Source organism: Streptomyces hamibioticus (assembly GCF_047946815.1).
In the GTDB taxonomy this organism is placed as follows: Bacteria; Actinomycetota; Actinomycetes; order Streptomycetales; family Streptomycetaceae; genus Streptomyces.
On record NZ_JBKKQY010000001.1, the window covers coordinates 1466303 to 1490412 of the forward strand.

Here is a 24110-nt window from a genome sequence, read left to right on the forward strand (position 1 = left end):
GAGCGCGTCTGCCCCACCGCCGGCGGCTCTCCGCATGCCTGGCCCACGGCCGGGAGCCATGTGGGATGCGGCCGACGGGCGGTCGGGAGGAGGGGCGCCGGGTGCGCCGCCGTTGGCGCTACGCCTCCCGCAGCCTCTTGGCGAGCGGACCCTCGCCGCCCACCTCCACGCGCCCGGCGCGCACGGCGCCGGTCAGGCTCAGCTCCCCCCGGCCGACGGCGGCGCAGGTGGCGGCGTCCAGGACCAGCCGGGCGTCCGGCTCGCCGGGCGCCGGGCCGTCACCGTGCACAGGTCCGTCCTCGGCACCGACGTACAGATGGAAGACGCCCTCCTCCAGGCGGACTTCGACCGACCCGGTCTCACCGGCGAGGCACCTCAGCAGGGGCAGCGCGAACCAGTGCGCCCGTACGGCGTCCGTGGGCCGCCGCTCCCCCAGTTCACCCGCGCCCCACTCCCCCAGCGCCTGAAGCACCGGCAGCAACGCGCGCCCCCGGCCGGTGAGTTCGTAGACGCTGGCCGCTCCGGGCGGGGGCAGCCGGCGGCGCGTCGCCAGCCCGTCGCGCTCCATGTCCTTCAGCCGCGAGGCGAGGACGTCCGTGCTGACGCCCGGCAGATCCGCGTGCAGGTCGGTGTAGCGCCGCGGCCCGGCGAGCAACTCCCGGACGATCAGCAGAGTCCAGCGGTCCCCGACGAGGTCGAGGGCGCGGGCGACGGAGCAGTACTGGTCATAGCTTCGGCGAACGCGGGGTGACATGCGAGGCAGTCTAGACAAGTTGTTGGACTTTCCAAGCTTCCACTTGGTAAAACCAAGCAACACCAGATACCGGAGGGGAAGCGGCACATGGAGTTCCGGCAGTCGAACAAGCTCAGCGAGGTCTGCTACGAGATCCGCGGCCCGGTGATCGAGCACGCCGACGCCCTGGAGGAAGCGGGCCACAGCGTGCTCCGCCTGAACACCGGCAACCCGGCACTGTTCGGCTTCGAGGCGCCGGAGGAGATCCTCCAGGACATGATCCGGATGCTGCCGCGGGCGCACGGCTACACCGACTCGCGCGGCGTCCTCTCCGCCCGCCGGGCCGTCGCCCAGCGCTACCAGACCCTCGGCCTGGAGGTGGACGTCGACGACGTCTTCCTCGGCAACGGCGTCTCCGAGCTGGCCTCCATGGCCGTGCAGGCCCTGGTCGAGGACGGTGACGAGATCCTGATCCCCGCCCCCGACTTCCCCCTCTGGACGGCGGTGACCACTCTCGCGGGCGGCAAGGCGGTCCACTACCTGTGCGACGAACAGGCCGAGTGGTACCCGGACCTGGCCGACCTGGAGTCGAAGATCACCGACCGCACCAAGGCGGTGGTGATCATCAATCCCAACAACCCCACCGGCGCGGTCTATCCGAAGGAGATCATCGAGGGCATCCTCGACCTCGCCCGCCGCCACGGCCTGATGGTCTTCGCCGACGAGGTCTACGACCAGATCCTCTACGACGACGCGGTCCACCACACGGCCGCGTCGCTCGCCCCCGACCTCGTCGTCCTGACCTTCTGCGGCCTGTCGAAGACGTACCGGGTGGCGGGCTTCCGTTCCGGCTGGCTGGTCGTCACCGGCCCCAGGCAGCACGCCAGGGACTACCTGGAGGGCCTGACCATGCTGGCCTCCATGCGGCTGTGCGCCAACGCGCCCGCCCAGTACGCCATCCAGGCCGCGCTCGGCGGCCGGCAGTCCATCCGCGAGCTGACCCGGCCGGGCGGTCGGCTGCGCGAACAGCGGGACGTGGCCTGGGAGAAGCTGAACGAGATCCCGGGCGTGTCCTGTGTCAAGCCCAAGGGCGCGCTGTACGCGTTCCCGCGCATCGACCCCGAGGTGCACGCGATCCACGACGACGAGCGGTTCGTCCTGGACCTGCTGCTCCGCGAGAAGATCCAGGTCGTCCAGGGCACCGGGTTCAACTGGCCGTCCCCCGACCACTTCCGCATCCTGACGCTGCCGTACGCGGAGGACCTGGAGGCGGCGATCGGACGGATCGGGCGGTTCCTGAGCGGGTACCGGCAGTAGCGGGCCCCCCGGGGGACGGCGGGCCTCACCTGTAGTAGGTGTCGAACGTGCCGATCCACGACGCCGCCGCCGGCAGGACGGCCGGCTGCACGCCGGCGGTGATCCAGCAGCGGCACAGGACCGCGGTCCCGAAGCTCCACCACGCCGTGGCGGACAGGGTGCTCACGGCCGACGCCTGGTAGCCCTGACCGGTGGGGTCCATCATGCCGGGGTGGCCCATCCAGTCCTCGGTGAAGACGCCGTCACCGCCGAACACGAGGACCGCCGACACCAGCCACAGGTCGGCCAGGAGGGCGAACAGGGCGAGCGTCCGGTCGAAGCGCAGGTACGCGGGCGCCGGCAGCAGCAGCCGTTGCGCCGGGTGCCCGTCGCGCCGCATCCAGTCCTCGCCCCGAATGCGCACCAGCGTGGCCACGGAGTACCCCAGCGCGCCGCCGGCCGGCGCCCATCCGGCCATGAAGAACAGCGCCAGGAACACCGTCGCGAGACCCATGCCCGTCCAGATGCCGCATCGGGGGCACGGTTCCGCACGGCGGGCGAGGGCCGACGTAGCCTGTGGGGCATGGGTGATCTCTTCCTCGTGCGGCACGGTGAGACCGAGTGGTCGAGGTCCGGGCGGCACACCGGGCGGACGGACGTGCCGCTGACCGACCGCGGGCGGGACGAGGCGCGGCGGCTGGTGCCGCTGATCCGGTCGCACCGGATCGGCGCCGCGTTCGTCAGCCCGTTGCAGCGGGCGCGCGAGACGGCCGAGCTGATCGGGCTGCACGACCCGCGGGTCGACGCGGACCTGCGGGAGTGGGACTACGGCGGCTACGAGGGGATCACCACCGTCGAGATCCACCGGTCCCGGCCGGACTGGTTCCTGTTCACGGACGGGGTCCCGCCCGGGCCTCCGGACCACCCGGGGGAGACGCCCGAGCAGGTCGGCGAGCGGGCCGACCGGGTGCTGGCCAGGGCGGAGGCCGCGTTCGCCAACACCGAGGGGTGCGTGGTGCTGGTGGCGCACGGGCACTTCCTGCGGGTGCTGACCGCGCGGCACCTGGGGCTCGCACCGTCGCAGGGGGCCCTGTTCCAGCTGGGCACGGGGACGGTGTGCCGGCTGGGCACGGAACACGGGCGCCCGGTCATCGCCGCGTGGAATGTCAGACCGCCGTCGTAGTCTTCCCGGTCATCGAAGACTGGGAAGACCACGAAGGTCGCGGAGGCCGCGAAGGCCGCGAAGGCCGCGAAGGCCGCGAAGGCCGCGAAGGCCGCGAACGGATCCGCCGTTCGGGCCGGAGCCGGGGAGGGGGACGCGTGACACGACCGCCGACCGCCGCGCAGCGCCGGGTCATCGACGCCGCCGACCCCGTCACCGGGCGGCTGAAGGGAACACCGGCGCAGCTGGCGGCACTGGTGCGGCGGGGGCTCGCCTTCCGGCACCCCAGACCGCCGCACGACCACTTCCTGACGCCGGCCGGGCACCGGCTGCGGGAGGCGGACCGGCGCCCGGCGGCACCCGGACCCGCCGAGCAGCCGGACGGCGGGGTGTTCGCCGCCCGGACCGGCGGTGAGCGGGCGGCGCCCGCCGGGCCGGCCCGGGCGCGAGAGGTGCGCAGTGCCTGGCAGGGGCTGCTGGAGCTGCGCCGGATGACCAGTGCCGACGGTGACACCGAGCGGCCCTGCGGCTGGGAGCGCGGCCACCTGGTGCAGGCCGCCGCGCTCGCCCTGGAGGCGGCCGGGCACCCTCCGGCGGGTCCGGACGCCGACGCCGGCGGCTACCGGGTGCGGGCGACCCCGCAGCCGGAGGCGGTGGCCGTGTACGAGCCCTCGGCCGAGGCGCTGCGGGCCTGCGCGCTCACCCTGGAGCGGGCCGGCTGGCAGGTCGGGGAGTACACCGAGCCGCGGAGCCGGACCCGGTACCTGCTGGCCTCTCCGCGGCGGGTGTGAGGGGCGTGTCAGGATCGTCCGGCAGCAGGGACTCACGACGGCAGTCGTGACCACGACGAGAGGGGGCCATCCGTGAGCGAGCCGTTCTCCGTTCCCGTGACCGTCCGCGGGTACGAGACCGACACCCAGGGCCATCTGAACCAGGCCGTCTACCTCAACTACGCCGAGCACGCCCGCTGGTCGCTGCTCCAGGCGGCCGGGATCCGGCAGGCGGACCTCGTCGCCCAGGGGGTCGGGCCGGTGGCGCTGGAGACGACCATCCGCTACCGGCGTGAGCTGCTCGCCGGTGACGAGGCCGAGGTGACCTGCGAGTTCGAGTGGGGCGAGGGCAAGACCTTCCGGATCCGGCAGACCATCCGCAAGGCGGACGGCACGGTCGCCGCCGAGATCGACGGGGTCGGCGGACTGATGGACCTGCGCGAGCGCCGGCTCCTCGCCCAACCGCAGCAGCGCTTCAAGGAACTGGCCGCCCGCCCCGACCTGTTCGGGCTGTAGGACCGGCGGGTCCCTCGCCGTCGCGGCCACCGCAGAGGGGGGGTCGGTCAGTCTTCCGGAGACCGTGGTGATCGGCGCCGTGGCGCTCGCGCCGGCCGCGGTCACCCGGCGGGAGCGCGTCGCGCGGCCCCCGAAGCGGTGCTGCCGGTGCCTTCGACGCCGTGACGCCGGCGCCTCCGTGGGGAGGCGCCGGCGTACACATCGCTTTCCGCCGAGGGCGGTCCGGGTAACCGGGTCACGAGGTGGCCGGTTCCCGGGCCGGTCCGCTGATCTCCTCCCCCGACTCCATCGGGTGGGTCACGTCATGTGCTTCCTTGCCCTTGCCGATGTGGTTGAAGACCAGGTTGAGCAGGACCGCGGCGACGCAGCCGGTGGAGATGCCCGAGTCCAGGACGATCTTCGCGGTCTCGGGGAAGGCGTGGTAGAACTCCGGTGCCGCGATCGGGATGATGCCGACGGCCAGGGAGACCGCCACGATCAGGACGTTGTTGTCCCGGTCGAGGCCGGCCCGGGCCAGGGTCTGGATGCCGCTGGCCGCCACCGACCCGAACAGCACCACGCCGGCGCCGCCCAGCACCGGGCGCGGTACCACGGCGATGAGGGAGGCGGCCACGGGGCACAGGCCCATCAGGATCAGGAAGCCGCCACCGGTCGCGACGACATAGCGGCTGCGGATCTTGGTCATCGCCACGAGGCCGATGTTCTGGGCGAAGGCGCTGCACATGAAGCCGTTGAAGAGCGGGCTGACCGCCGAGCCGAGGGTGTCGGCGCGCAGGCCGGCGGCGATGGTCTTCTCGTCGGCCTTGCGGTCGACGATCTCGCCCAGGGCCAGCATGTCGGCGGTGGACTCGGTCATCGAGACCACCATCACCACGCACAGCGAGATGATCGCGGCGATCTGGAACTGGGGCGCGCCGAAGTGGAACGGGGTCGGGAAGCCGACGATGTCGGCCTCGCCGATCGGCGAGAAGTCGGTGACGCCGAACGGGATCGCGATGAGCGTGCCGACGACCAGGCCCAGCAGCACGGCGATCTGCTTGACGAAGCCCCGGGTGAACCGGCGCAGCAGCAGGACGATGACCAGGGTGACGGCCGCGAGACCGAGGTTGGTGGCCGAGCCGAAGTCGTCGGCGTCGGGGCTGGAGCCCTGGGCCCAGCCGAAGGCGACGGGCAGCAGCGAGACACCGATCAGGGTGATCACGGTGCCGGTGACGACCGGCGGGAAGAAGCGGATCGCCTTGCTGAAGAACGGGGCGGCGATGAAGCCGAGGAGACCGGCGACGATGACCGCGCCGAAGATGATCGGCAGTGCGTCGTCCTTGTCCGCGGTGGCGGCGACGATGGCGGTCATGGGAGCGACACCGGCGAAGGTGACGCCGTTGACGAAGGGCAGGCGGGCACCGATCTTCCAGATGCCCAGGGTCTGCAGGAGGGTGGCGAGGCCCGCGGTGAACAGGCAGGCGCCGGTGAGGAAGGTCAGGTCGGTGGCGGACAGGCCTATGGCCGCGCCGACGATCAGGGGCGGGGCGACGACCCCCGCGTACATGGCGGCCACGTGCTGCAGGCCGGTGGTCGCCATCTTGAGTGGTGGAAGCTTTTCGTCAACTGGGTGGTCGGCCACGGCGGCTCTCCTCCGGTCGGTTACACGTCGGCTCCGACGTGGGTGTCAGGGAGGTGGTGCAGGGGGTCGTGCGGGACCGGGACGGACCGCTTCCGGGGAAACGGGGAGCACCGTTCCGGGGCGCGCGCACTGACGCGCGCCCCGGAGACGGGCCGCCATGGACCCCGCTCGGGTCCATGGCTGCCGGCCGGGAGCCGTCCCTCCCGGCCGGAGATCGAGTGCCGTACGCCGGCCGAGGCCTGCGGTACGGGTTCGTGCGTCGGCCGAGGCCTTCGCACGGGTTCAGCCCTGTGCCGCGATCCGGGCCAGCCGCTGGGCCTCGTCGCGCGTGGAGCGGGCGATGGCGTCCTCGTCGACCGTGACCAGCCGGCCGTCCTCGACGATCTGACGGCCGTTCACGAACGAGGCCGTGACCGGGGCGGCGGCGCCGAAGACCAGGGCGGTCACCGGGTCGGCGATGGAGGCGTGGGCGAGGGTGTCCATCTTCCACAGCACGACGTCGGCGAGCTTGCCCGCCTCCAGCGAGCCGGTCTCGGCCGCCCGGCCCAGTACCCGGGCACCGCCGAAGGTGCCCAGCCGCAGTGCCTGGCGGGCGTTGAGCGCGGCCTCGCGATGGGCGCCGAGTCGGTTGATGAGCAGGGCGTTGCGCAGTTCGGTGTGGAGTTCGCCGGACTCGTTGGAGGCGGTGCCGTCGACGCCGAGACCGACCGGCACACCGGCGGCCAGCATGTCGGGGACCCGGGCGATGCCGGCGGCCAGCCGGGCGTTGGAGGACGGGCAGTGGGCGACACCGGTCCCGGTGCGGGCGAACGCGGCGATGTCGGAGTCGTTCATGTGGACGCAGTGCGCCATCCACACGTCCTCACCGAGCCAGCCGGTGGACTCGAAGTAGTCGGTCGGGCCCATGCCGAACAGTTCGTGGCAGAACTTCTCCTCCTCCACGGTCTCCGAGCCGTGGGTGTGCAGCCGTACGCCGAGCCGGCGGGCCAGCTCCGCGCCCTGCCTGAGCAGTTCGGTGGAGACCGAGAAGGGGGAGCAGGGGGCGACGGCGACCTGGGTCATCGCGCCGAAGGAGGCGTCGTGGTGCTCCTTGACGGTGGCCTCGGTGGCGGCCAGCGCGCCGTCGAGGGTCTCCACGGCGAAGTCCGGCGGCAGGCCGCCGTCCTTCTCGCTGCGGTCCATGGAGCCGCGGGCGAGGGTGAAGCGGACGCCCGTCTCACGGGCGGCGCGGATGATCGCCCCGGACAGGTCGCCCGAGCCCTGCGGGAAGACGTAGTGGTGGTCCATGGCGGTGGTGACGCCACCGCGGGCCATCATGGCGAGGGAGCCCTGCGCGGCGGCGTAGGTCATCCGCTCGTCGATCCGCGCCCAGACCGGGTAGAGCGCGACCAGCCAGTTGAACAGGTTGTGGTCGGTGGCCAGGCCCCGGGTGATCCACTGGTAGTAGTGGTGGTGGGTGTTGACCAGTCCGGGCGTGGCCAGGTGGCCGGTCGCGTCGATCCGGCGTACGACGTTCTCCAGTCCCTCGGGTGCCCGCCCCGCCCCGACCGACTCGATCCTGTTGTCCGCGAGGACCAGGTGCCCCGAGGCGTACTCGGTGTCGCCCGCGTCCACGGTGGCGATCGCGCAGTTCTCGATCACCACGCGCTGGGCTGCCGATGGTGCCATGATGCTTCCTCAGTCTTTCTGTGGCGGCCCGTGGGCGGGGAGTACCCACGGGAGGGTGCGGCAGGACCCTACGGGGATCTGAGTGCCGGAACCGTGCCGCGGCTCCGGGTGCCGAGATGGTGGAAGAACAGGTTCAGGGTGACCGCGGCGAGTGCTCCGGCGCTGATGCCGGAGCCGAGCAGGGTCTGGGCCCAGGCCGGGAAGCCGGCGTAGAAGGTGGGGGCGGCCAGCGGGATGATGCCCGCGCCGAGCGCCACCGCCACCAGGATGATGTTGGAGCTGTCGTCCAGTCCCGCCTCGGACAGTGTCCGGATGCCGCTGACGGCGATCGAGCCGAAGAGCACGATGCCCGCACCGCCCAGCACGGGCATGGGCACCAGGGAGACGACCGCGCCGAGGACCGGGAAGGCGCCGAGGACCAGCAGGGTGGCGCCGGCGACGGCGACGACGTAGCGGCTGCGCACCCGGGTGAGGGAGACGACGCCGACGTTCTGGGCGAAGGCGGAGGTGGGGAAGCCGCCGAAGACCGGGCCGACGAGGGTGGCGATGCCGTCGGTACGCAGACCGCGGGTGATCGTCCTGCCGTCGGCGCGGCGGTCGCAGATCTCGCCGAGGGCGAGCATGCCGGCGGAGGACTCGGTCATCAGCACCAGCATCACGATGCACAGCGACAGGATGGCCGCGGGCTGGAAGACGGGGGCGCCGAAGGAGAAGGGGGTGGGCAGCGCGGCGACGGGGGCGGAGGTCAGGGCGCTGAAGTCGGCCATGCCGAAGGGGACGGCGGCGAGGGTGCCGATGAGCAGACCGAACAGCAGGGCGACCTGCTTGACGAAGCCCTTGCCGAAGCGCTGGATCAGCAGGATGACGGCGAGGGTGAAGCCGGCGAGCGCGAGGTTGTGCATGGCGCCGAAGTCGGCGGCGGCCTTGTCGCCGCCCTGTGCCCAGGCGACGGGGACCGGCATCAGGGTGACGCCGATGAGCGTGATCACGACGCCGGTGACCAGCGGCGGGAAGAAGCGGAGCAGCCGCCCGAAGAACGGGCCGACCGCGAGGCAGAAGACACCGGCGACCATCACCGCGCCGTAGACGGCGGGGAGTTGCTGTCCCTTGCCGTTGGTCTCGGCGATGGCGAGGATCGGGGCGATGCCGGCCGAGGAGGCGGCGTTGACGAAGGGCAGGCGGTTGCCGACGAAGCCCTTGACCCCGATGGTCTGGATCAGGGTCGCGACACCCGCGATGAGCAGGCTGGCGGCGATCAGCCGGGTGCGGGCCGCGAGGTCGAGTCCGCAGGCCTGGCCGATGATGAGCGGAGGTGTGACCACGCCTGCGTACATGGCGGCGATGTGCTGGAGCGCGGCGGGGACGAGCCGCGAGGGGTGGAGCTTCTCGTCCACCGGGTGCACGGCCGTGACGGTGTCCTCGGTGTGCACCGGCGGGGTGGAACAGGGGGGTTCTGCCGGCCCCTTTGCAGGCTGTGCCATGGTGTTCCCTCCGGTGTGGCGCGCCCCCGGCCGCAGTGGGCCGGGGGCGCGCATCCCGCGTCAGAGGTTGGTCATGTCGACCGGGATACGGGCCTCGCAGCCGTCCCGCAGGATGGTGGCCTCGATCAGGCCGTAGGGGCGGTCCGCGGCGTAGTAGACCTCGTTGTCGTTCTTCAGCCCGAACGGCTCCAGGTCCACCAGGAAGTGGTGCTTGTTCGGGAGGGAGAAGCGGACCTCGTCGATCTCGCTGCGGTTGTTGATGATGCGCGCGCCCATCTGGTACAGCGTCTGCTGGAGCGACAGCGAGTAGGTCTCGGCGAAGGCCTGGAGCATGTGCTTCTTCACCTGCTCGTAGGACTTCTCCCAGTTGGGCATCCGCTGCTCGTCGTCGGTCCAGTTGAACCGCCACTTGCCGGAGACCTGCGTGGCCAGGATGCGGTCGTAGGCCTCCTGGAGCGTCGTGTACTTGTCCTTGACGTAACCCCAGAACTCGGAGTTGGTCGAGTTCATCACGACCAGGTCCTTCAGGCCGGAGACGACCTCCCACCGCTCACCGTCGTAGGTGATCTGGGTGGTGCGGATCTCCTGGCCCTGGCGGACGAAGGAGTGCTTGACCTCGTCGGCGCCGATGAACTTGGAGTTGGCGTCGGAGGTGGCGATGCGCTCCCAGGCGTACTCCTCGATGCGGATCCGGGCGCGGTGGATCGGCTCCTGCGAGGTGACGAAGTGGCGGGCGAGGTGGATGCCGAACTGCTCGGCGGACTCGATGCCGTACTCCTTGGCGAACGCGAACACCGTGTTCTTGGTGGTGTCGGTCGGCAGGCAGTTGGCGTTCGAGCCCGAGTAGTGGACCTCGTCCATGTCGCCGGACAGGGCGACCGAGACGTTCAGGTCCTTGATGTGGTGGGTGGCGCCGTCCCGCGTGATCTTGACGACTCGGTTCTCGGCCTTGCCGTACTGGTTCTGTCCCAGGATGGTGGGCATTTAGCTAGCTCCCTCGGTAAACGGAGTAGCCGAACGGGTTGAGCAGCAGCGGTACGTGGTAGTGCTCGCCGGGCGTGACCGCGAACGTGATCACTACCTCGGGAAAGAACGCACCGCTGTCCCGAGTCGCGGGGGCGTCCTGCTGCGCATCGGCTTGCTTCTTCTCGGAATTCCCGAAGTACGGCTCCACCGCGAAGTCGAGCCGTACGTGGGTGGTGCCCTCCGGCAGCGCCGGGAGGTCCTTGCACCGCCCGTCCGCGTCGGTCGCGGAGCCGCCGAGCGGCTGCCAGTCCGCGTCCCGGCCGCTGCGGGCGGAGAGCTGGACGGCGACGCCCTCGGCGGGGCGGCCGACGCTGGTGTCCAGGATGTGCGTGGACACGGAGGCGGTGGTGCTGGTGCTCATGGTTCAGGCGTCCTCTTCGACGAGTCGGGAGAGCCGGATTCGGTTGATCTTGCCCAGTTCGGTGCGGACGATCTCCCGCTCCTGTTCCGGGGCGTTGCCGATCCGTTCCTTGACCGCGTCCCGCATCTGCTCGCCGGTCCGGCCGGTGGCGCAGATCAGGAACACGTGGCCGAACTTCTCCTGGTAGGCCAGGTTCAGTTCCAGCATCTCCGCCTTGAGCGCGTCGGACGCGCCGGCCATGCCCGCCTGCTCGCGGGAGGAGGTCGGGTCGCCCGGCTTGGGGCGGCCGATCGGCGGGTGCCCGGCCATCGCCTCCTGAAGGTCCGCCGCGGTCAGCTCGGCCATGGCGGCGTCGCTGGCGGCGTACAGTGCCTCGGTCGTGGCGTAGGGGCGGGCGGCGAGCAGTTGCCGGGCCCACGCCGTGGAGGCACACGCCTCGTGGAGGGCGGCGAAGGCCGCGTGCTCCTCGAGGGCGTTGAAGCGGGCCAGGCCCGGCGGCGTGGAAGTGGACGTCACGGGAGCCTCCGTGGCCTTGTGCTGAACGGGCGTGCCGATAGCTAACGCCCTCGGAAACACGGCGTCAACAGTTTGTTGAAAATTCGGGGTAACAAATACGAGAGCCGCACCGCCCGGCTCCCGGGCCCTGGGCGACACCGCGCCCGCGGCCCCAACCCCCAGGTCACGGGGCCGGACCCGGGCGAGTACGGCTACCCCCGACACCGGCCACCACACCGGACGGAAACCCCGCCCGAACGTCCACGCCAGGCCCGCACCCGGCCGGCACCCTGGACGCCGCAGCCCTGGGAGCCGACTCCCCTGGGACCCCGGCCCACGCCGGACCAGCGGGGCTCGGCTCACGCCGGAGCGGCCGAGAAATCCGCCGGCGCCGGTGGCCTCGGGGCGCGCGCTCGGTCCCGCCGACGGCGTCGGGGTCCCCGCCGGCACCGGTGGCGCCAAGGAACCGGAGGCATGGGGGACGGGTCTCCCCCGCCGGGTCCGGGCGCCGTCCGACCATGGCGTCGCGCCCCCTCACCCCGGAAGGGGTCGGGCGCCGGTCAGGCGCCCCTCTCGCGGTTGAGGTAGTTGTAGACCGTGAAGCGGCTCACGCCGAGCGCGCTTGCCACGGTTTCCACGCCGTGCCGCACGGCGAAGGCTCCGCGCGCCTCCAGGGTGCGTACGACCTCCTGCTTGGCCTTGCGGTCCAGGTCGGCCAGCGGCCGGCCCTGCCGGCGCTCCATGGCGGCCAGGATGTGGTCCAGGGAGTCGGCGAGCTGCGGCAGGCGCACGGCGACCACGTCGGCGCCCTCCCAGGCCAGCACCACATCGTCCTGACCGGCCTCGTCGGGCGGGAGCAGCTCACCGCCGATGGCGTCGACCAAGGGCTTGACGGCCGCGATGAAGGGCTCCTCCGTGCCGCCGGTCACCGCTCGCCCTCCGTGACCACGTTGACCTGGAGCGAGACCCGGGTGGCACCGGCCCGCAGGGTCCGGCGCAGCAGGGCGTCCACGGCAGTGAGCACCGCGTCGGCGTCCCCCTCGGCGGTGTTGCCGAACGGGCCGACGTCCACCGCTTCCAGCTCCGCGGCCTGGATGACGTCCCGGGCGACCAGCGCGTGGGCGGGCGCCTCGTCGAGGTCGAAGGGTTCGGTCGTGAACTCCACTTTCAATCGCACCCGGTCAACCTAACGCGCGGTGACCGTTTCCGCCGACCCCTCTTGACAAGCCGCACACTGCCCCGGCAATCTTCCATTACGCAGAAACGAACTTCCGTAATACGGAAACAGTAGCGACACGGAAGGGAGCGCGGCACCCCATGGGATTCGCAGACCAGCGCTTCAACGTCAACCTGTCGATCCTCTTCACGGAACTCCCGCTCCTGGAGCGTCCCGCGGCCGCCGCCGCGGCCGGCTTCACCGCGGTCGAGCTGTGGTGGCCCTGGGTCGACTCACCCACCCCCGAGCAGTCCGAGCTCGACGCCCTGAAGAAGGCGATCGAGGACGCGGGCGTCCAGCTCACGGGGCTGAACTTCTACGCCGGACAGCTCCCCGGCCCCGACCGCGGCGCCCTGTCGGTGCCCGGCGAGGAGTCGGAGAAGTTCCGCGCCAACATCGACGTGGCCGCCGACTTCGCCCAGTCCCTGGGCTGCAAGGCGCTCAATGCGCTGTACGGCAACCGCGTCGAGGGCGTGGACCCGGCCGAGCAGGACAAGCTCGCCCTGGAGAACCTGATCCTGGCCGCCCGCGCGGCCGACCGGATCGGCGCGACCCTGCTGATCGAGACCCTCAACAAGCCCGAGTCGCCGCTGTACCCGCTGGTGTCGGCGCCGGCCGCGATCGAGGTCGTCGACAGGGTCAACGCGGCCACGGGCCTGAACAACGCCACCTTCCTCATGGACCTGTACCACCTGTCCATGAACGGCGAGGACCTGCCGCAGGTGATCGAGCGGTACGCCGCGAAGACCGGCCACGTCCAGATCGCCGACAACCCCGGCCGCGGCGCCCCGGGCACCGGCTCGCTGCCGCTGGAGGAGCTGCTCGACCAGCTGAGGAAGGCCGGTTACGAGGGCTTCGTCGGCCTGGAGTACAAGCCGGGCGACCGTCCCAGCGCGGAGGCCTTCGACTGGCTGCCCCGCGAGGCCCGCGCCGCCCGCTGATCACCCCCTGCACTGAGAGGCACCCACACCATGAGCAACCTCCCCAAGATCGCCTGGATCGGCCTCGGCATCATGGGCTCCCCCATGTCCGAGAACCTGATCAAGGCGGGTTACCAGGTCACCGGCTACACCCTGGAGCAGGAGAAGCTGGACCGCCTGTCCGCCGCCGGCGGCACCGCGGCCGGCTCCATCGCCGAGGCGGTGCGCGACGCCGACGTGGTCATCACCATGGTGCCCGCGTCCCCGCACGTCGAGGCCATCGCCTACGGCCCCGAGGGCATCCTGGAGAACGCCAAGTCCGGCGCCCTGCTGATCGACATGTCCTCGATCACCCCGCAGACCTCCGTGGACCTGGCGAAGACCGCCAAGGACAAGGGCATCCGCGTGCTGGACGCCCCGGTGTCCGGCGGCGAGGCCGGCGCCATCGAGGCCGTGCTGTCCATCATGGTCGGCGGCGAGCAGGCCGACTTCGACCAGGCCAAGCCGATCTTCGAGTCGCTGGGCAAGACCATCGTGCTGTGCGGTCCGCACGGCTCGGGCCAGACCGTGAAGGCCGCCAACCAGCTGATCGTCGCCGTGAACATCCAGGCGTGCGCCGAGGCCGTGGTCTTCCTGGAGAAGTCCGGCGTGGACCTCAAGGCCGCGCTCGACGTGCTCAACGGCGGCCTGGCCGGCTCCACCGTGCTGACGCGGAAGAAGGACAACTTCCTCAACCGCGACTTCAAGCCGGGCTTCCGCATCGACCTGCACCACAAGGACATGGGCATCGTCACCGACGCCGCCCGCAACGTCGGCGCGGCCCTGCCGGTCGGCGCCACCGTCGCCCAGCTGGTCGCGTCGCTGCGCGCCCAGGGCGACGGCGGCCTGGACCACTCCGCGCTGCTGCGGGCCGTGGAGCGCCTGTCCGGCGCCCAGCTCTGACGCAGCCCCGCAAAGCTTCCGGGCGGCGCCGTCCGCTGACACCTGTCCTGTCGCGCCCGAGCGTGCGGCGCCGCCCGGAACCAGATTCAACAAACTGTTGACGTCCCGAACAGCTCGAACTTAGGCTCCAACTAGGCTCCACAAAGCGGAAACAGTTTTCCGCTGACCCCTCGCACGGAAGGTCCACGATGTCGCAGCGCGTGCTCACGACAGAGTCCGGCGCCCCGGTCGCCGACAACCAGAACTCCGCCTCCGCCGGCATCGGCGGCCCGCTCCTGCTCCAGGACCAGCACCTCCTGGAGAAGCTCGCCCGGTTCAACCGCGAGCGCATCCCGGAGCGCGTCGTGCACGCGCGGGGTTCCGGCGCCTACGGCCACTTCGAGGTGACGGACGACGTCACCGACTACACGTTCGCCGAATTCCTGGACACCGTCGGCAAGCGCACCGAGGTCTTCGTGCGCTTCTCGACCGTGGCCGACTCGCTCGGCGGCGCGGACGCGGTCCGCGACCCGCGCGGTTTCGCGGTGAAGTTCTACACCCAGGAAGGCAACTACGACCTGGTCGGGAACAACACCCCGGTGTTCTTCATCAAGGACCCGATCAAGTTCCCCGACTTCATCCACTCGCAGAAGCGCGACCCGTTCACCGGCAAGCAGGAGCCGGACAACGTCTGGGACTTCTGGGCCCACGCCCCCGAGGCCACCCACCAGGTGACCTGGCTGATGGGCGACCGCGGCATCCCGGCGTCGTACCGCCACATGAACGGCTACGGCTCGCACACCTACCAGTGGACGAACAGCAAGGGCGAGGCCTTCTTCGTCAAGTACCACTTCAAGACGAACCAGGGCATCCGCTGCCTGTCCACCGAGCAGGCCCAGGAAGTCGTCGGCAAGGACGCCAACTCGCACCAGACGGACCTGCTCCAGGCCATCGAGCGCGGCGTGCTCCCGTCCTGGACGCTGTACGTCCAGCTGATGCCCGCCGAGGAAGCGGCCGACTACCGCTTCAACCCGTTCGACCTGACCAAGGTGTGGCCGCACAAGGACTACCCGCTCAAGCGCGTGGGCCGCCTGGTGCTGGACCGCAACCCGGACAACGTGTTCGCCGAGGTCGAGCAGGCCGCGTTCTCCCCGAACAACTTCGTGCCGGGCATCGGTCCCTCGCCGGACAAGATGCTCCAGGGCCGGCTGTTCGCCTACGCCGACGCGCACCGCTACCGGCTGGGCGTCAACCACACCCAGCTCGCGGTCAACGCCCCCAAGGGCGTGCCCGGCGGCGCCAACAACTACGGCCGCGACGGCTTCATGGCCGTCAACGGCCAGGGCCGCGGCGCCAAGAACTACGAGCCGAACTCCTACGACGGCCCCGTGGAGACCGGCCGCGCGCTGTCGGCGCCGCTCGCCGTGTCCGGCCACACCGGCACCCACGAGGCTCCGCTGCACACCAAGGACGACGACTTCTTCCAGGCGGGCGAGCTGTACCGGCTGATGTCCGCGGAGGAGAAGCAGCGTCTGGTCGCGAACATCGCCGGCGGCCTGTCCCAGGTCTCCCGCGACGACGTGATCGAGAAGAACCTCGCGCACTTCCACGCCGCCGACCCGGAGTACGGCAAGCGGGTGGAGGAGGCGGTCCGCGCCCTGCGCGAGGACTGATCCCCCGGCTCGCGTAGGGACTTGACGGGGAGGTCAAGACCGTACGCGCGGCCCGCGGGGGCACGGGGCGGCCCGGATGAGGGGTGGCCTCCCGTGCACCGCGGGCAGGAACGAGGACCGCGGCGGCGTGCGAGCCAGTGCGGTGGTGAAGGGCCCGGAGTCTTCTCCTACGACCTGAGGGGAGAAGCCCCGGACCCATCGCACCCGCCGCGGTCCCGGCCAACAGCCGCTCCCAGGACTCCGTCCGGCGGCGCGAACGTCCTGTCGCGCCCAGCCTCGCACCGTCGGGCGGCCACAACTTCACAGAACCTCACCGGCCGGAGAGCGCCGGATGCGGACGGTCCCGCATCCGGCGCTCTCCGGCGTTTCCGCACGGCGCCCGCAAGTCCCCAGTCCAGTCCCGAGTCACTCGCCGTGGCGGCACCGCGTCCGCGGGGTGTCGTCGAAGCGGCGTCGCGAGCGGGCCGCCCGGGCGGTCGTGCGCAGGACGGCGGTGACGGGCACGGCGGGCGTCGCGTCCCCCGCCGATCGACCGGAGAAGGCCGTACGTGCCGGGCTCCGCCGGCCCACCGGCCCACCGGCCCACCGGCCTCGGGGAGTTGCTCGCCCTGACGGTCATGCGCCGGGCGTCGGCACGGATGCGGGACGAGCTGTCGACGGCCGGGCTGCCGCGCACGCTGCACCCGGCCCCGCCTCCAGGCGGGCGGCCCGGCACGGGCAGGCGGCCCTGTGGGAGCGGGATGCCTCGCCCGCGGGCCCGGAGGGACCCACGGACACCGACCGACGGCACCGACCGACGGACTCCGACTGCCGGGTGACGAGGCACTGACGGATACCGAGCTACTGCCGGACGACGACGGAGAACGGCTCACCGTCGCGCTGTGCGGCGACCGTGCGCTGCCGGCCCTGCTGCCCCGGTTCTCCCGCGACACCGGCCCGACCGGCCGGGGTGCGCTCGCGGGCCAGGGCCGCCTCCCGTTCGGCCGGGGAGGCGGCGGTCGGCCGGGGATGCGGCGGCCTGCACCGGGTCGTCGGCGACGAGGGCGGGGTCAGTGACGAGAACGGCCCCGCCTCCCCCGGCGGGGACGGCGGTGGCGACCGCCCGGACGTCCGGACACGACGAAGGGCGGCCCGGTCCACAGGGACCGGGCCGCCCTCGGCGGTGGGAGCGTCAGACCTTCAGGGTCTTGATGGCGGTCGGGGCGTGCCCCGGCTCGGTGGCGAGCTCCTCGAACTCCACGACGTTGCTGATGTCGTTGGTGCCCGACATGGAGATGTTGGTGACGCGCTCCAGGATGGCCTCGACGATGACGGGGACCTGGAACTCGGCGGCGAGCTTCTTGGCCTGCTCCAGGGCCGCGCCCAGCTCGTTCGGGTCGGTGACCCGGATCGCCTTGCAGCCGAGGCCCTCGGCGACCTTGACGTGGTCGACGCCGTAGACGCCCAGCTCGGGCGAGTTGATGTTCTCGAACTCCAGGTTGACCTGGAAGTCGATCTCGAACGCCCGCTGCGCCTGGCGGATCAGGCCCAGGTAGGAGTTGTTGACCAGGACGTGGACGTAGGGGATCTTGTGCTGCGCGCCGACGGCCAGTTCCTCGATCATGAACTGGAAGTCGTAGTCGCCGGAGAGCGCGACGACCTGCGCCTCGGGGTCGGCCTTGGCCACGCCGAGCGCCGCCGGGACGGTCCAGCCGAGCGGACCGGCCTGGCCGCAGTTGATCCAGTGCCGCGGGCGGTAGACGTGCAGCATCTGGGCGCCGGCGATCTGGGAGAGGCCGATGGTGGAGACGTACCGGGTCTCCGGGCCGAAGGCCTTGTTCATCTCCTCGTAGACGCGCTGCGGCTTGATCGGGATGTTGTCGAAGTGCGTACGGCGCTGGAGCGTGGCCTTCTTCTCCTGCGCGGCGGCGACCCACTCGGAGCGGTCGGGCAGCTTCCCGGCCGCCTTCAGCTCGCGCGCGACCTCGACGAACAGCTCCAGCGCGGCCTTGGCGTCGGAGGCGATGCCGTAGTCCGGGGCGAAGATCTTGCCGATCTGGGTCGGCTCGACGTCGACGTGGACGAACTTCCGTCCGGCCGTGTAGACGTCGATCTTGCCGGTGTGGCGGTTGGCCCAGCGGTTGCCGATGCCGAGGACGAAGTCGGACTCCAGGAAGGTCGCGTTGCCGTAGCGGTGCGAGGTCTGCAGGCCGACCATGCCGGCGTTCAGCTCGTGGTCGTCCGGGACGATGCCCCAGCCCATCAGGGTCGGCACCACCGGGGTGCCGGTCAGCTCGGCGAACTCCACCAGCAGGTCGCACGCGTCGGCGTTGATGATGCCGCCGCCGGCGACGATCAGCGGGCGCTCGGCGGCGTTGAGCATGCCGATCGCCTTCTCGATCTGGGCCCGGGTCGCGGCCGGCTTGTAGACGGGCAGCGGCTCGTAGGTCTCCGGGTCGAACTCGATCTCCGTCAGCTGGACGTCGATCGGCAGGTCGATCAGGACCGGGCCGGGACGGCCGGAGCGCATGAGGTGGAAGGCCTGCTGGAAGACGCCGGGGACCTGCGCGGCCTCCAGGACGGTCACCGCCATCTTGGTGACCGGCTTGGCGATGGAGGCGATGTCGACGGCCTGGAAGTCCTCTTTGTGGATCACGGCGGTCGGCGCCTGGCCGGTGATGCACAGGATCGGGATCGAGTCGCCGATCGCCGAGTACAGACCGGTGATCATGTCGGTGCCGGCCGGACCGGAGGTGCCGATGCAGACGCCGATGTTGCCCGGGTGGGTCCGGGTGTAGCCCTCGGCCATGTGCGAGGCGCCCTCGACATGGCGGGCGAGGGTGTGGTTGATGCCGCCGGAGGCCTTGAGCGCCGCGTAGAAGGGGTTGATCGCCGCGCCCGGCACACCGAACGCGTCCGAGACGCCCTCGCGCTTGAGGATCTCAACTGCCGCGCGGGCAGCGGTCATACGAGCCATCGAGTACTCCTGCTTCGGCTGTCGGATTCGCACTCCCGTCGCGCCCTGCGGTCGGCAATTCCGTATAGCGAAATTTAGTTTCTACTATCTGGAAGCAATGTAGAGCGACCGCACCGGGCCGTCAAGAGACGCCCAACCGCCGGACAGACGGGTGCGGCCGGAGGAGGATGAGGGGCATGTCCGAGAGCATCGCGGTGCGCTGCCCGGCGTGCGGGCGCCGGCACCGCTGCACGTCGCCGTCGTATCCGTGCGCGTGCGGGGCGCCCGTCGCCCCGCGGCTCGACCCGGACGGCACCGCGGCGCCGGTCACCCGCCGGGTGTGGGAGGAGGAGTGGATCGCGGTGCGCTGCGCGGCCTGCGGCGGTGAGGGCGAGTGGCCCCGCCCCGAGCTGGGCTGCCCCTGCGGGACGACGCTGCGGCTGCCCGTGTCGCGGTCGGCCGACGGACGGACCGTCCGGCCCGCTCCCCCGATGCGCACGGTCCTGGACACGGTCATCGCCGCGGTGCTCTATCTGCACGGTTTCGGCCACCGCGACATCCGCCGCGCCGATCAGCGGCCGCCGTCCGGCATCGGGCTCGCCGCGCCGGGACTCGTCGTCCAGGTGGACCCGGCGGAGGACCCGGTCCCGGTCCGGGACGTGGAGTGCCTGTGGCTGACGGCCATGACCGAGGCCGCCGACTGCGTCTACTTCGCCCTCGCCGGCTACGCCGAGGAGGCCCGCGGGCGCGCCGAGCAGCTGGGCGTCCCGCTGTTCGTGCTGGGCGAGACGGGACCGCCGCGTCCCGTGAACGCGCCGGCCGTGGCGCTGGACGCCACGGCCGGCTGAGCCCTGCGGTCCTCCCGTCCTGCCAGCCCTTCCAGCCCTTCCGGTCTACGTCCCGTACCGCTCCCGCAGCTCGATCTTGCGCACCTTCCCGGAGACGGTCATCGGGAAGGCGCCGAGGAGCTGGAGCCGGCTCGGCACCTTGTAGTGGGCCAGCTGCCCGTCGCAGAAGGCGCGCAGCTCCTCCAGGGTGAGCGGGTCGGCCGGGTCGGCGGGAATGACACAGGCGAGGACCTCCTCGCCGTAGCGCTCGTGCGGCACTCCGACGACCTGGACGTCCGCGATCTTCGGGTGAGCGTGCAGGAACTCCTCGACCTCGCGCGGGTAGATGTTCTCGCCGCCCCGGATGATCATGTCCTTGATCCGGCCGACGATCTCGACGTACCCGTCCTCGCGCATCACCGCGAGGTCCCCGGTGTGCATCCAGCGGCCGGCGTCGATCGCCTCGGCGGTCTTCTCCGGCTCCTCCCAGTAGCCGAGCATCACGCTGTACCCGCGGGTGCGCAGCTCGCCCGCGCTGCCGCGGGGCAGCGTCACCCCGGTCACCGGGTCGACGACCTTCACCTCGATGTGCGGCAGGACCCGGCCGACGGTGCCGGTGCGGTGCTCCAGGTCGTCGTCCATGCGGGTCTGCAACGACACCGGGGAGGTCTCGGTCATGCCGTAGCAGATGGAGACCTGCTCCATGTGCATCTCGGCGACCACCCGCTTCATCACCTCCACCGGGCACGGTGAGCCCGCCATGATGCCGGTGCGCAGGGAGGACAGGTCGTACGTCGCGAAGTCCGGCAGGTTCAGCTCGGCGATGAACATGGTCGGGACGCCGTACAGCGACGTGCACCGTTCCCGCTGCACCGCCTCCAGGGTCGCCTTCGGGTCGAAGGACGGCGCCGGGATGACGACGCAGGCGCCGTGGGAGGTGGCGCCCAGGTTGCCCATGACCATGCCGAAGCAGTGGTAGAACGGGACGGGCAGGCAGACGCGGTCCTGTTCCGTGTAGCCGATCGTGCGGCCCACCCAGTAGCCGTTGTTGAGGATGTTGTGGTGGGAGAGGGTGGCGCCCTTCGGGAAGCCGGTCGTCCCGGACGTGTACTGGATGTTGACCGGGTCGTCGCAGCTCAGCTCCGCCTGCGCGGCCACGAGATCCTGGTGCGGCACCGAGGCCGCGCCCGCCGTCAGCGCCTCCCAGGACGGGTCGCCGATGTAGACGGTCTCGCGCAGCGCCGGGCACCGGCCGCGGACCTGCTCCACCAGCGCGCGGTAGTCGCTGCTCCTGTGGGTGAGCGAGGCGATCAGCAGCGAGATGCCCGCCTGCTTCAGCACGTACTCCAGCTCGTGCGCGCGGTAGGCCGGGTTGACGTTGACCATGATCGCGCCGATGCGGGCGGTGGCGTACTGCACGAGCACCCACTCGGGGCAGTTGACCGCCCAGATGCCGACCCGGTCGCCCTTGGTGACGCCCTTGGCGAGCAGTCCGCGCGCCACCTCGTCGACCGACGCGCCGAACTCGGCGTACGTCCAGCGCCGCCCGGAGGGGACGTCGACCAGGGCCTCGCGGTCGGGGTGGGCGGCGACCGCCCGGTCCAGGTCGGCGCCGATGGTGTCGCCGAGCAGCGGCGTGCCGCTGGTGCCGTGGGCGTAGGAGAGGGGTGCGTCGGCGTGGGTCGGGGCGCTCACCGGAAGTCCTCCTCGCGGTACTCCGCCTCTGAGCCGGCGGCGGTGGCCTCGCGCAGCTCGATGCGGCGGATCTTGCCGGAGACGGTCTTGGGCAGGTCGCCGAACTCCAGGCGGCGGATGCGCTTGTACGGTGCGAGCACCTCGCGGGAGTGCTCGAACAGCACCTTCGCCGTGTCCGGCCCCGGCTCCCAGCCCGCGGCGAGCACGACGTACGCCTTGGGCACCGCCAGCCGCAGCGGGTCCGGCGCCGGGACGACGGCCGCCTCGGCCACCGCCTCGTGCTCCAGCAGCGCGCTCTCCAGCTCGAACGGGGAGATCTTGTAGTCGGAGGCCTTGAACACGTCGTCGGCGCGGCCGACGTAGGTGAGGTAACCGTCGGCGTCGCGGGAGCCGATGTCGCCGGTGCGGTAGTAGCCGCCGGCCATCGCCTCGGCGGTGCGCTCGGCGTCGCCGTGGTAGCCGGTCATCAGGCCGACGGGACGCTCCGAGAGGTCCAGGGCGATCTCGCCCTCGGTGGCGCCGGGTGCGCCGGTGACCGGGTCGAGGAGCTCGACGCGGTAGCCGGGGCTCGGGCGGCCCATGGAACCGGTCTTGAGCACCTGGCCGGGGCTGTTGGCGACCTGCACGGCCGTCTCGGTCTGTCCGAAGCCGTCCCGGATGGTCCGGCCCCAGGCCCGGCGGACCTGCTCGATCACCTCGGGGTTGAGCGGCTCGCCGGCCGCGACGGCCTCGCGCGGCGGGGTGGCCAGCTGGGCGAGGTCGGCCTGGATGAGCATGCGCCACACGGTCGGCGGGGCGCAGAAGGTGGTGACGCCCGCCCGCTCCATCTCCCGCATCAGCCGGGCCGCGTCGAAGCGGGTGTAGTTGTGCAGGAACACGGTCGCCTCCGCGTTCCACGGCGCGAAGAGGTTCGACCAGGCGTGCTTGGCCCAGCCGGGCGAGGAGATGTTGAGGTGCACGTCGCCGGGGACCAGCCCGATCCAGTACATGGTCGCCAGGTGCCCGACCGGGTAGGAGATGTGGGTGTGCTCCACCAGCTTGGGGCGGGCGGTCGTGCCCGAGGTGAAGTACAGCATCAGCGGGTCGTCGGCGCGGGTGGGGCCGTCGGGCCGGAAACCGGCCTCGGCGCCGTACATGTCGTCGAACGGCAGCCAGGCCCCGCGCGCGTCGCCCCCGGCGACGATCCGCGTGTAGTCGCCGGGCACCTCGTCGAACTTGCCGGCGTCCTCGGCGCGTGCGATCACGTGGCGCACCCGGCCGCGGTCGACGCGGTCGCGCAGATCGGCGGGGCCGAGCAGCGGGGTGGCGGGGATGACGACGGCGCGCAGCTTCATGGCGGCGAGCGCGGTCACCCACAGCTCCTGCTGGTTGCCGAGCATGACGAGGATCCGGTCCCCGGCGCCGACGCCGCGCCCGCGCAGCCAGTTCGCGGCCTGGTCGGAGCGCACGGACAGCTCCCCGAAGGAGAGCGCGGCCTCGCGGCCGTCCTCCTCGACGATGTGCAGGGCGGTGCGGGCGTTGCCGTCGGCGATGGCGTCGAACCAGTCCAGCGCCCAGTTGAAGTACTCGGGCCGGGGCCACCGGAAGCCCTCGTAGGCGGTGGCGTAGTCCTCACGGTGCTCCAGCAGGAAGTCCCGCGCGCTGCGGAACAGCTCCGTCGCCGTCGTCATCTGTCCTCCTTCGTGCCGGACCATTGCCGGGCGGCTGTCCGCCATCGTGTAATCCGTGATGCAGGTCTCACTACCCCCGAACGGGGGTGTGCGGTACGTGACGGCAGAGGCGGGCTGGTGGCGATGGAGGCGGCTGGGGTGGTGGAGGTCCGCAGCGCGCTGGCCGGGCTCCGGCGCGCGACGGGGCTGCCGGTCGCCTTCGGCGGGCTGGTGGAGTCCGGGCGGAGGCAGGTCCGCATCAGCGAGCTGAGCGGCACGGCCACGGCCGCGCTGAGCGCCCTCGCGGTGTCCTCGGGCAGCGGTCTGGGCGGCAAGGCGGTGGCCCTGGCCCGGCCGTGCGCGGTGACGGACTACTCCTCCTCACGGCAGATCAGCCACGAGTACGACGCCCCCGTGGCCGCCGAGGGACTGCGCTCGGTGGTGGCGGTGCCGGTGGTGGTACGGCGGCGGGTGCGTGGTGTGCTGTACGGCGCCCTGCGCACCGCCCAGCCGCTCGGCGACCGCACGCTGAGCGCCGCGGTGGCGGCTGCACGGGACGTGGAGCAGGCACTGCTGCTTCGGGAGGAGGCGCGGGAGCTGGCGGCGGCGGCACGGCCGGAACCCGTACCGGACGCCGACGCGGGTGCGGCGTGGGAGCAGGTGCGGGAGGCCCACTCGGCGCTGCGCGCCCTGGCCCCGCGGATCGCCGACCCCGCGCTCCGGGAGGAACTGCTGCGGGCGTGCGGGCTGCTGGCGGCGGGCGGCGGCCGGGCACCGGTGGTGCGGCTCGCGCCACGCGAGGTCGACGTGCTGGCGTGCGTCGCCGCGGGCGCCACGAACGCGGTGGCCGCCGAGCGGCTGGGGGTGGGCGCCGAGACGGTCAAGGGTTACCTCCGCTCGGCGATGCGCAAGCTCGGCGCCCGCACCCGGGGCGAGGCGGTCGTCGCGGCCCGCCGGGCGGGGTGGTTGCCGTAGCCGGGCGGGGCGGGGGCCATGGGGCTGGGCGGAGGCCACGGGGCGGGCGGGTGCCACGGGGCCGGGTCGAGCGGGCGTTGCAGGCCGGGCCGGGGCGGAGCTGCCGGGCTGGGCCCGGCGGGCGCCATGGGGCCGGGCCGGGCGGGCATCACGGCGCCGGATCCGGTGGG

The 24110-nt window shown here is 71.9% G+C and carries 22 protein-coding genes; 9 read left to right on the forward strand and 13 right to left on the reverse strand.

Features of this window, described 5'->3' with window-relative positions:
- Positions 1-118: 118 nt before the first annotated feature.
- On the reverse strand, positions 119-754 hold the full coding sequence (locus ACLGIH_RS06645) for a winged helix-turn-helix transcriptional regulator (protein ID WP_416524276.1): 636 nt from the start codon (positions 752-754) through the stop codon (positions 119-121).
- An 87-nt stretch (positions 755-841) separates the two neighbouring features.
- Between ACLGIH_RS06645 and ACLGIH_RS06650 the strand changes: the two genes are divergently transcribed.
- On the forward strand, positions 842-2050 hold the full coding sequence (locus ACLGIH_RS06650) for a pyridoxal phosphate-dependent aminotransferase (protein ID WP_416524277.1): 1209 nt from the start codon (positions 842-844) through the stop codon (positions 2048-2050).
- 25 nt (positions 2051-2075) lie between these two features.
- Here ACLGIH_RS06650 and ACLGIH_RS06655 read toward each other — a convergent pair whose 3' ends face one another.
- A complete protein-coding gene (locus tag ACLGIH_RS06655; RefSeq protein ID WP_416524278.1) occupies positions 2076-2543 on the reverse strand; it encodes a hypothetical protein in 468 nt (155 codons plus the stop codon).
- 69 nt (positions 2544-2612) lie between these two features.
- On the opposite strand from ACLGIH_RS06655, the gene ACLGIH_RS06660 reads away from it, so the two are divergent.
- The 3 genes from ACLGIH_RS06660 to ACLGIH_RS06670 all read left to right on the forward strand — a co-directional run bounded on the left by ACLGIH_RS06660 (position 2613) and on the right by ACLGIH_RS06670 (position 4477).
- Complete coding sequence (locus ACLGIH_RS06660) at positions 2613-3212, forward strand: histidine phosphatase family protein (RefSeq protein WP_416524279.1); 600 nt, start codon at positions 2613-2615, stop codon at positions 3210-3212.
- A gap of 137 nt (positions 3213-3349) precedes the next feature.
- Complete coding sequence (locus ACLGIH_RS06665) at positions 3350-3982, forward strand: hypothetical protein (RefSeq protein WP_416524280.1); 633 nt, start codon at positions 3350-3352, stop codon at positions 3980-3982.
- 72 nt (positions 3983-4054) lie between these two features.
- The gene (locus ACLGIH_RS06670) at positions 4055-4477 is read left to right on the forward strand and encodes an acyl-CoA thioesterase (protein ID WP_416524281.1); all 423 of its coding nucleotides are present in this window, start codon (positions 4055-4057) and stop codon (positions 4475-4477) included.
- A 235-nt stretch (positions 4478-4712) separates the two neighbouring features.
- On the opposite strand, the gene ACLGIH_RS06675 is transcribed toward ACLGIH_RS06670, so the two are convergent.
- The 8 genes from ACLGIH_RS06675 to ACLGIH_RS06710 all read right to left on the reverse strand — a co-directional run bounded on the left by ACLGIH_RS06675 (position 4713) and on the right by ACLGIH_RS06710 (position 12306).
- The gene (locus tag ACLGIH_RS06675; protein ID WP_416524282.1) at positions 4713-6098 is read right to left on the reverse strand and encodes a nucleobase:cation symporter-2 family protein; all 1386 of its coding nucleotides are present in this window, start codon (positions 6096-6098) and stop codon (positions 4713-4715) included.
- Between the two features lie 282 nt (positions 6099-6380).
- On the reverse strand, positions 6381-7766 hold the full coding sequence (locus ACLGIH_RS06680) for an 8-oxoguanine deaminase (RefSeq protein ID WP_416524283.1): 1386 nt from the start codon (positions 7764-7766) through the stop codon (positions 6381-6383).
- A gap of 68 nt (positions 7767-7834) precedes the next feature.
- Positions 7835-9247, reverse strand: coding sequence for a nucleobase:cation symporter-2 family protein (locus tag ACLGIH_RS06685; RefSeq protein ID WP_416524284.1), 1413 nt, complete (start codon positions 9245-9247; stop codon positions 7835-7837).
- Between the two features lie 60 nt (positions 9248-9307).
- Entirely contained in the window at positions 9308-10231 is a 924-nt protein-coding gene (pucL, locus tag ACLGIH_RS06690) for a factor-independent urate hydroxylase (RefSeq protein ID WP_416524285.1), read from the reverse strand.
- Positions 10232-10235: 4 nt separating this feature from the next.
- Positions 10236-10634 carry a hydroxyisourate hydrolase gene (gene uraH / locus ACLGIH_RS06695; RefSeq protein WP_416524286.1) on the reverse strand — a complete coding sequence of 133 codons (399 nt, stop codon included), beginning with the start codon at positions 10632-10634 and terminating at the stop codon, positions 10236-10238.
- A gap of 3 nt (positions 10635-10637) precedes the next feature.
- Positions 10638-11150 carry a 2-oxo-4-hydroxy-4-carboxy-5-ureidoimidazoline decarboxylase gene (uraD, locus tag ACLGIH_RS06700; protein WP_416524287.1) on the reverse strand — a complete coding sequence of 171 codons (513 nt, stop codon included), beginning with the start codon at positions 11148-11150 and terminating at the stop codon, positions 10638-10640.
- Between the two features lie 539 nt (positions 11151-11689).
- Positions 11690-12058, reverse strand: a complete 369-nt coding sequence (locus ACLGIH_RS06705) for a helix-turn-helix domain-containing protein (protein ID WP_416524288.1) — start codon at positions 12056-12058, stop codon at positions 11690-11692.
- Positions 12055-12306 (reverse strand): thiamine-binding protein, encoded by a 252-nt coding sequence (locus tag ACLGIH_RS06710; RefSeq protein ID WP_416524289.1) that lies wholly within the window; start codon positions 12304-12306, stop codon positions 12055-12057. Before ACLGIH_RS06710 ends, ACLGIH_RS06705 begins: the two co-directional genes overlap by 4 nt.
- 140 nt (positions 12307-12446) lie before the next feature.
- Between ACLGIH_RS06710 and ACLGIH_RS06715 the strand changes: the two genes are divergently transcribed.
- From ACLGIH_RS06715 to ACLGIH_RS06725, 3 genes are all read left to right on the forward strand, one after another.
- Positions 12447-13286: a TIM barrel protein gene (locus ACLGIH_RS06715; RefSeq protein ID WP_416524290.1), complete on the forward strand. Its 840-nt coding sequence runs from the start codon at positions 12447-12449 to the stop codon at positions 13284-13286.
- A gap of 30 nt (positions 13287-13316) precedes the next feature.
- A complete protein-coding gene (locus ACLGIH_RS06720) occupies positions 13317-14207 on the forward strand; it encodes a 2-hydroxy-3-oxopropionate reductase (protein ID WP_416524291.1) in 891 nt (296 codons plus the stop codon).
- 188 nt (positions 14208-14395) lie between these two features.
- On the forward strand, positions 14396-15859 hold the full coding sequence (locus tag ACLGIH_RS06725) for a catalase (protein ID WP_416524292.1): 1464 nt from the start codon (positions 14396-14398) through the stop codon (positions 15857-15859).
- Between the two features lie 1171 nt (positions 15860-17030).
- Here ACLGIH_RS06725 and gcl read toward each other — a convergent pair.
- On the reverse strand, positions 17031-18815 hold the full coding sequence (gene gcl / locus ACLGIH_RS06730; protein ID WP_416524293.1) for a glyoxylate carboligase: 1785 nt from the start codon (positions 18813-18815) through the stop codon (positions 17031-17033).
- 176 nt (positions 18816-18991) lie between these two features.
- Here gcl and ACLGIH_RS06735 point away from each other — a divergent pair, with 176 nt between their 5' ends.
- On the forward strand, positions 18992-19642 hold the full coding sequence (locus ACLGIH_RS06735) for a hypothetical protein (RefSeq protein WP_416524294.1): 651 nt from the start codon (positions 18992-18994) through the stop codon (positions 19640-19642).
- Positions 19643-19687: 45 nt separating this feature from the next.
- Here ACLGIH_RS06735 and ACLGIH_RS06740 read toward each other — a convergent pair whose 3' ends face one another.
- Positions 19688-21316 carry an AMP-binding protein gene (locus tag ACLGIH_RS06740; protein ID WP_416524295.1) on the reverse strand — a complete coding sequence of 543 codons (1629 nt, stop codon included), beginning with the start codon at positions 21314-21316 and terminating at the stop codon, positions 19688-19690.
- On the reverse strand, positions 21313-22986 hold the full coding sequence (locus ACLGIH_RS06745; protein WP_416524296.1) for an AMP-binding protein: 1674 nt from the start codon (positions 22984-22986) through the stop codon (positions 21313-21315). Before ACLGIH_RS06745 ends, ACLGIH_RS06740 begins: the two co-directional genes overlap by 4 nt.
- A 123-nt stretch (positions 22987-23109) precedes the next feature.
- Here ACLGIH_RS06745 and ACLGIH_RS06750 point away from each other — a divergent pair, with 123 nt between their 5' ends.
- The gene (locus ACLGIH_RS06750) at positions 23110-23940 is read left to right on the forward strand and encodes a helix-turn-helix transcriptional regulator (RefSeq protein WP_416524297.1); all 831 of its coding nucleotides are present in this window, start codon (positions 23110-23112) and stop codon (positions 23938-23940) included.
- Positions 23941-24110: the final 170 nt, after the last annotated feature.

Bases quoted from the DNA above. Each gene is read 5' to 3' on its own strand.
- ACLGIH_RS06660 (WP_416524279.1), top strand. From the start codon at position 2,613: ATGGGTGATCTCTTCCTCGTGCGGCACGGTGAGACCGAGTGGTCGAGG.
- uraH (WP_416524286.1), bottom strand. From the start codon at position 10,634: ATGAGCACCAGCACCACCGCCTCCGTGTCCACGCACATCCTGGACACC.
- pucL (WP_416524285.1), bottom strand. From the start codon at position 10,231: ATGCCCACCATCCTGGGACAGAACCAGTACGGCAAGGCCGAGAACCGA.
- ACLGIH_RS06650 (WP_416524277.1), top strand. From the start codon at position 842: ATGGAGTTCCGGCAGTCGAACAAGCTCAGCGAGGTCTGCTACGAGATC.
- ACLGIH_RS06655 (WP_416524278.1), bottom strand. From the start codon at position 2,543: ATGGGTCTCGCGACGGTGTTCCTGGCGCTGTTCTTCATGGCCGGATGG.
- gcl (WP_416524293.1), bottom strand. From the start codon at position 18,815: ATGGCTCGTATGACCGCTGCCCGCGCGGCAGTTGAGATCCTCAAGCGC.
- ACLGIH_RS06715 (WP_416524290.1), top strand. From the start codon at position 12,447: ATGGGATTCGCAGACCAGCGCTTCAACGTCAACCTGTCGATCCTCTTC.
- ACLGIH_RS06680 (WP_416524283.1), bottom strand. From the start codon at position 7,766: ATGGCACCATCGGCAGCCCAGCGCGTGGTGATCGAGAACTGCGCGATC.
- ACLGIH_RS06720 (WP_416524291.1), top strand. From the start codon at position 13,317: ATGAGCAACCTCCCCAAGATCGCCTGGATCGGCCTCGGCATCATGGGC.
- ACLGIH_RS06745 (WP_416524296.1), bottom strand. From the start codon at position 22,986: ATGACGACGGCGACGGAGCTGTTCCGCAGCGCGCGGGACTTCCTGCTG.
- ACLGIH_RS06725 (WP_416524292.1), top strand. From the start codon at position 14,396: ATGTCGCAGCGCGTGCTCACGACAGAGTCCGGCGCCCCGGTCGCCGAC.
- ACLGIH_RS06735 (WP_416524294.1), top strand. From the start codon at position 18,992: ATGTCCGAGAGCATCGCGGTGCGCTGCCCGGCGTGCGGGCGCCGGCAC.
- ACLGIH_RS06685 (WP_416524284.1), bottom strand. From the start codon at position 9,247: ATGGCACAGCCTGCAAAGGGGCCGGCAGAACCCCCCTGTTCCACCCCG.
- ACLGIH_RS06750 (WP_416524297.1), top strand. From the start codon at position 23,110: ATGGAGGCGGCTGGGGTGGTGGAGGTCCGCAGCGCGCTGGCCGGGCTC.
- ACLGIH_RS06645 (WP_416524276.1), bottom strand. From the start codon at position 754: ATGTCACCCCGCGTTCGCCGAAGCTATGACCAGTACTGCTCCGTCGCC.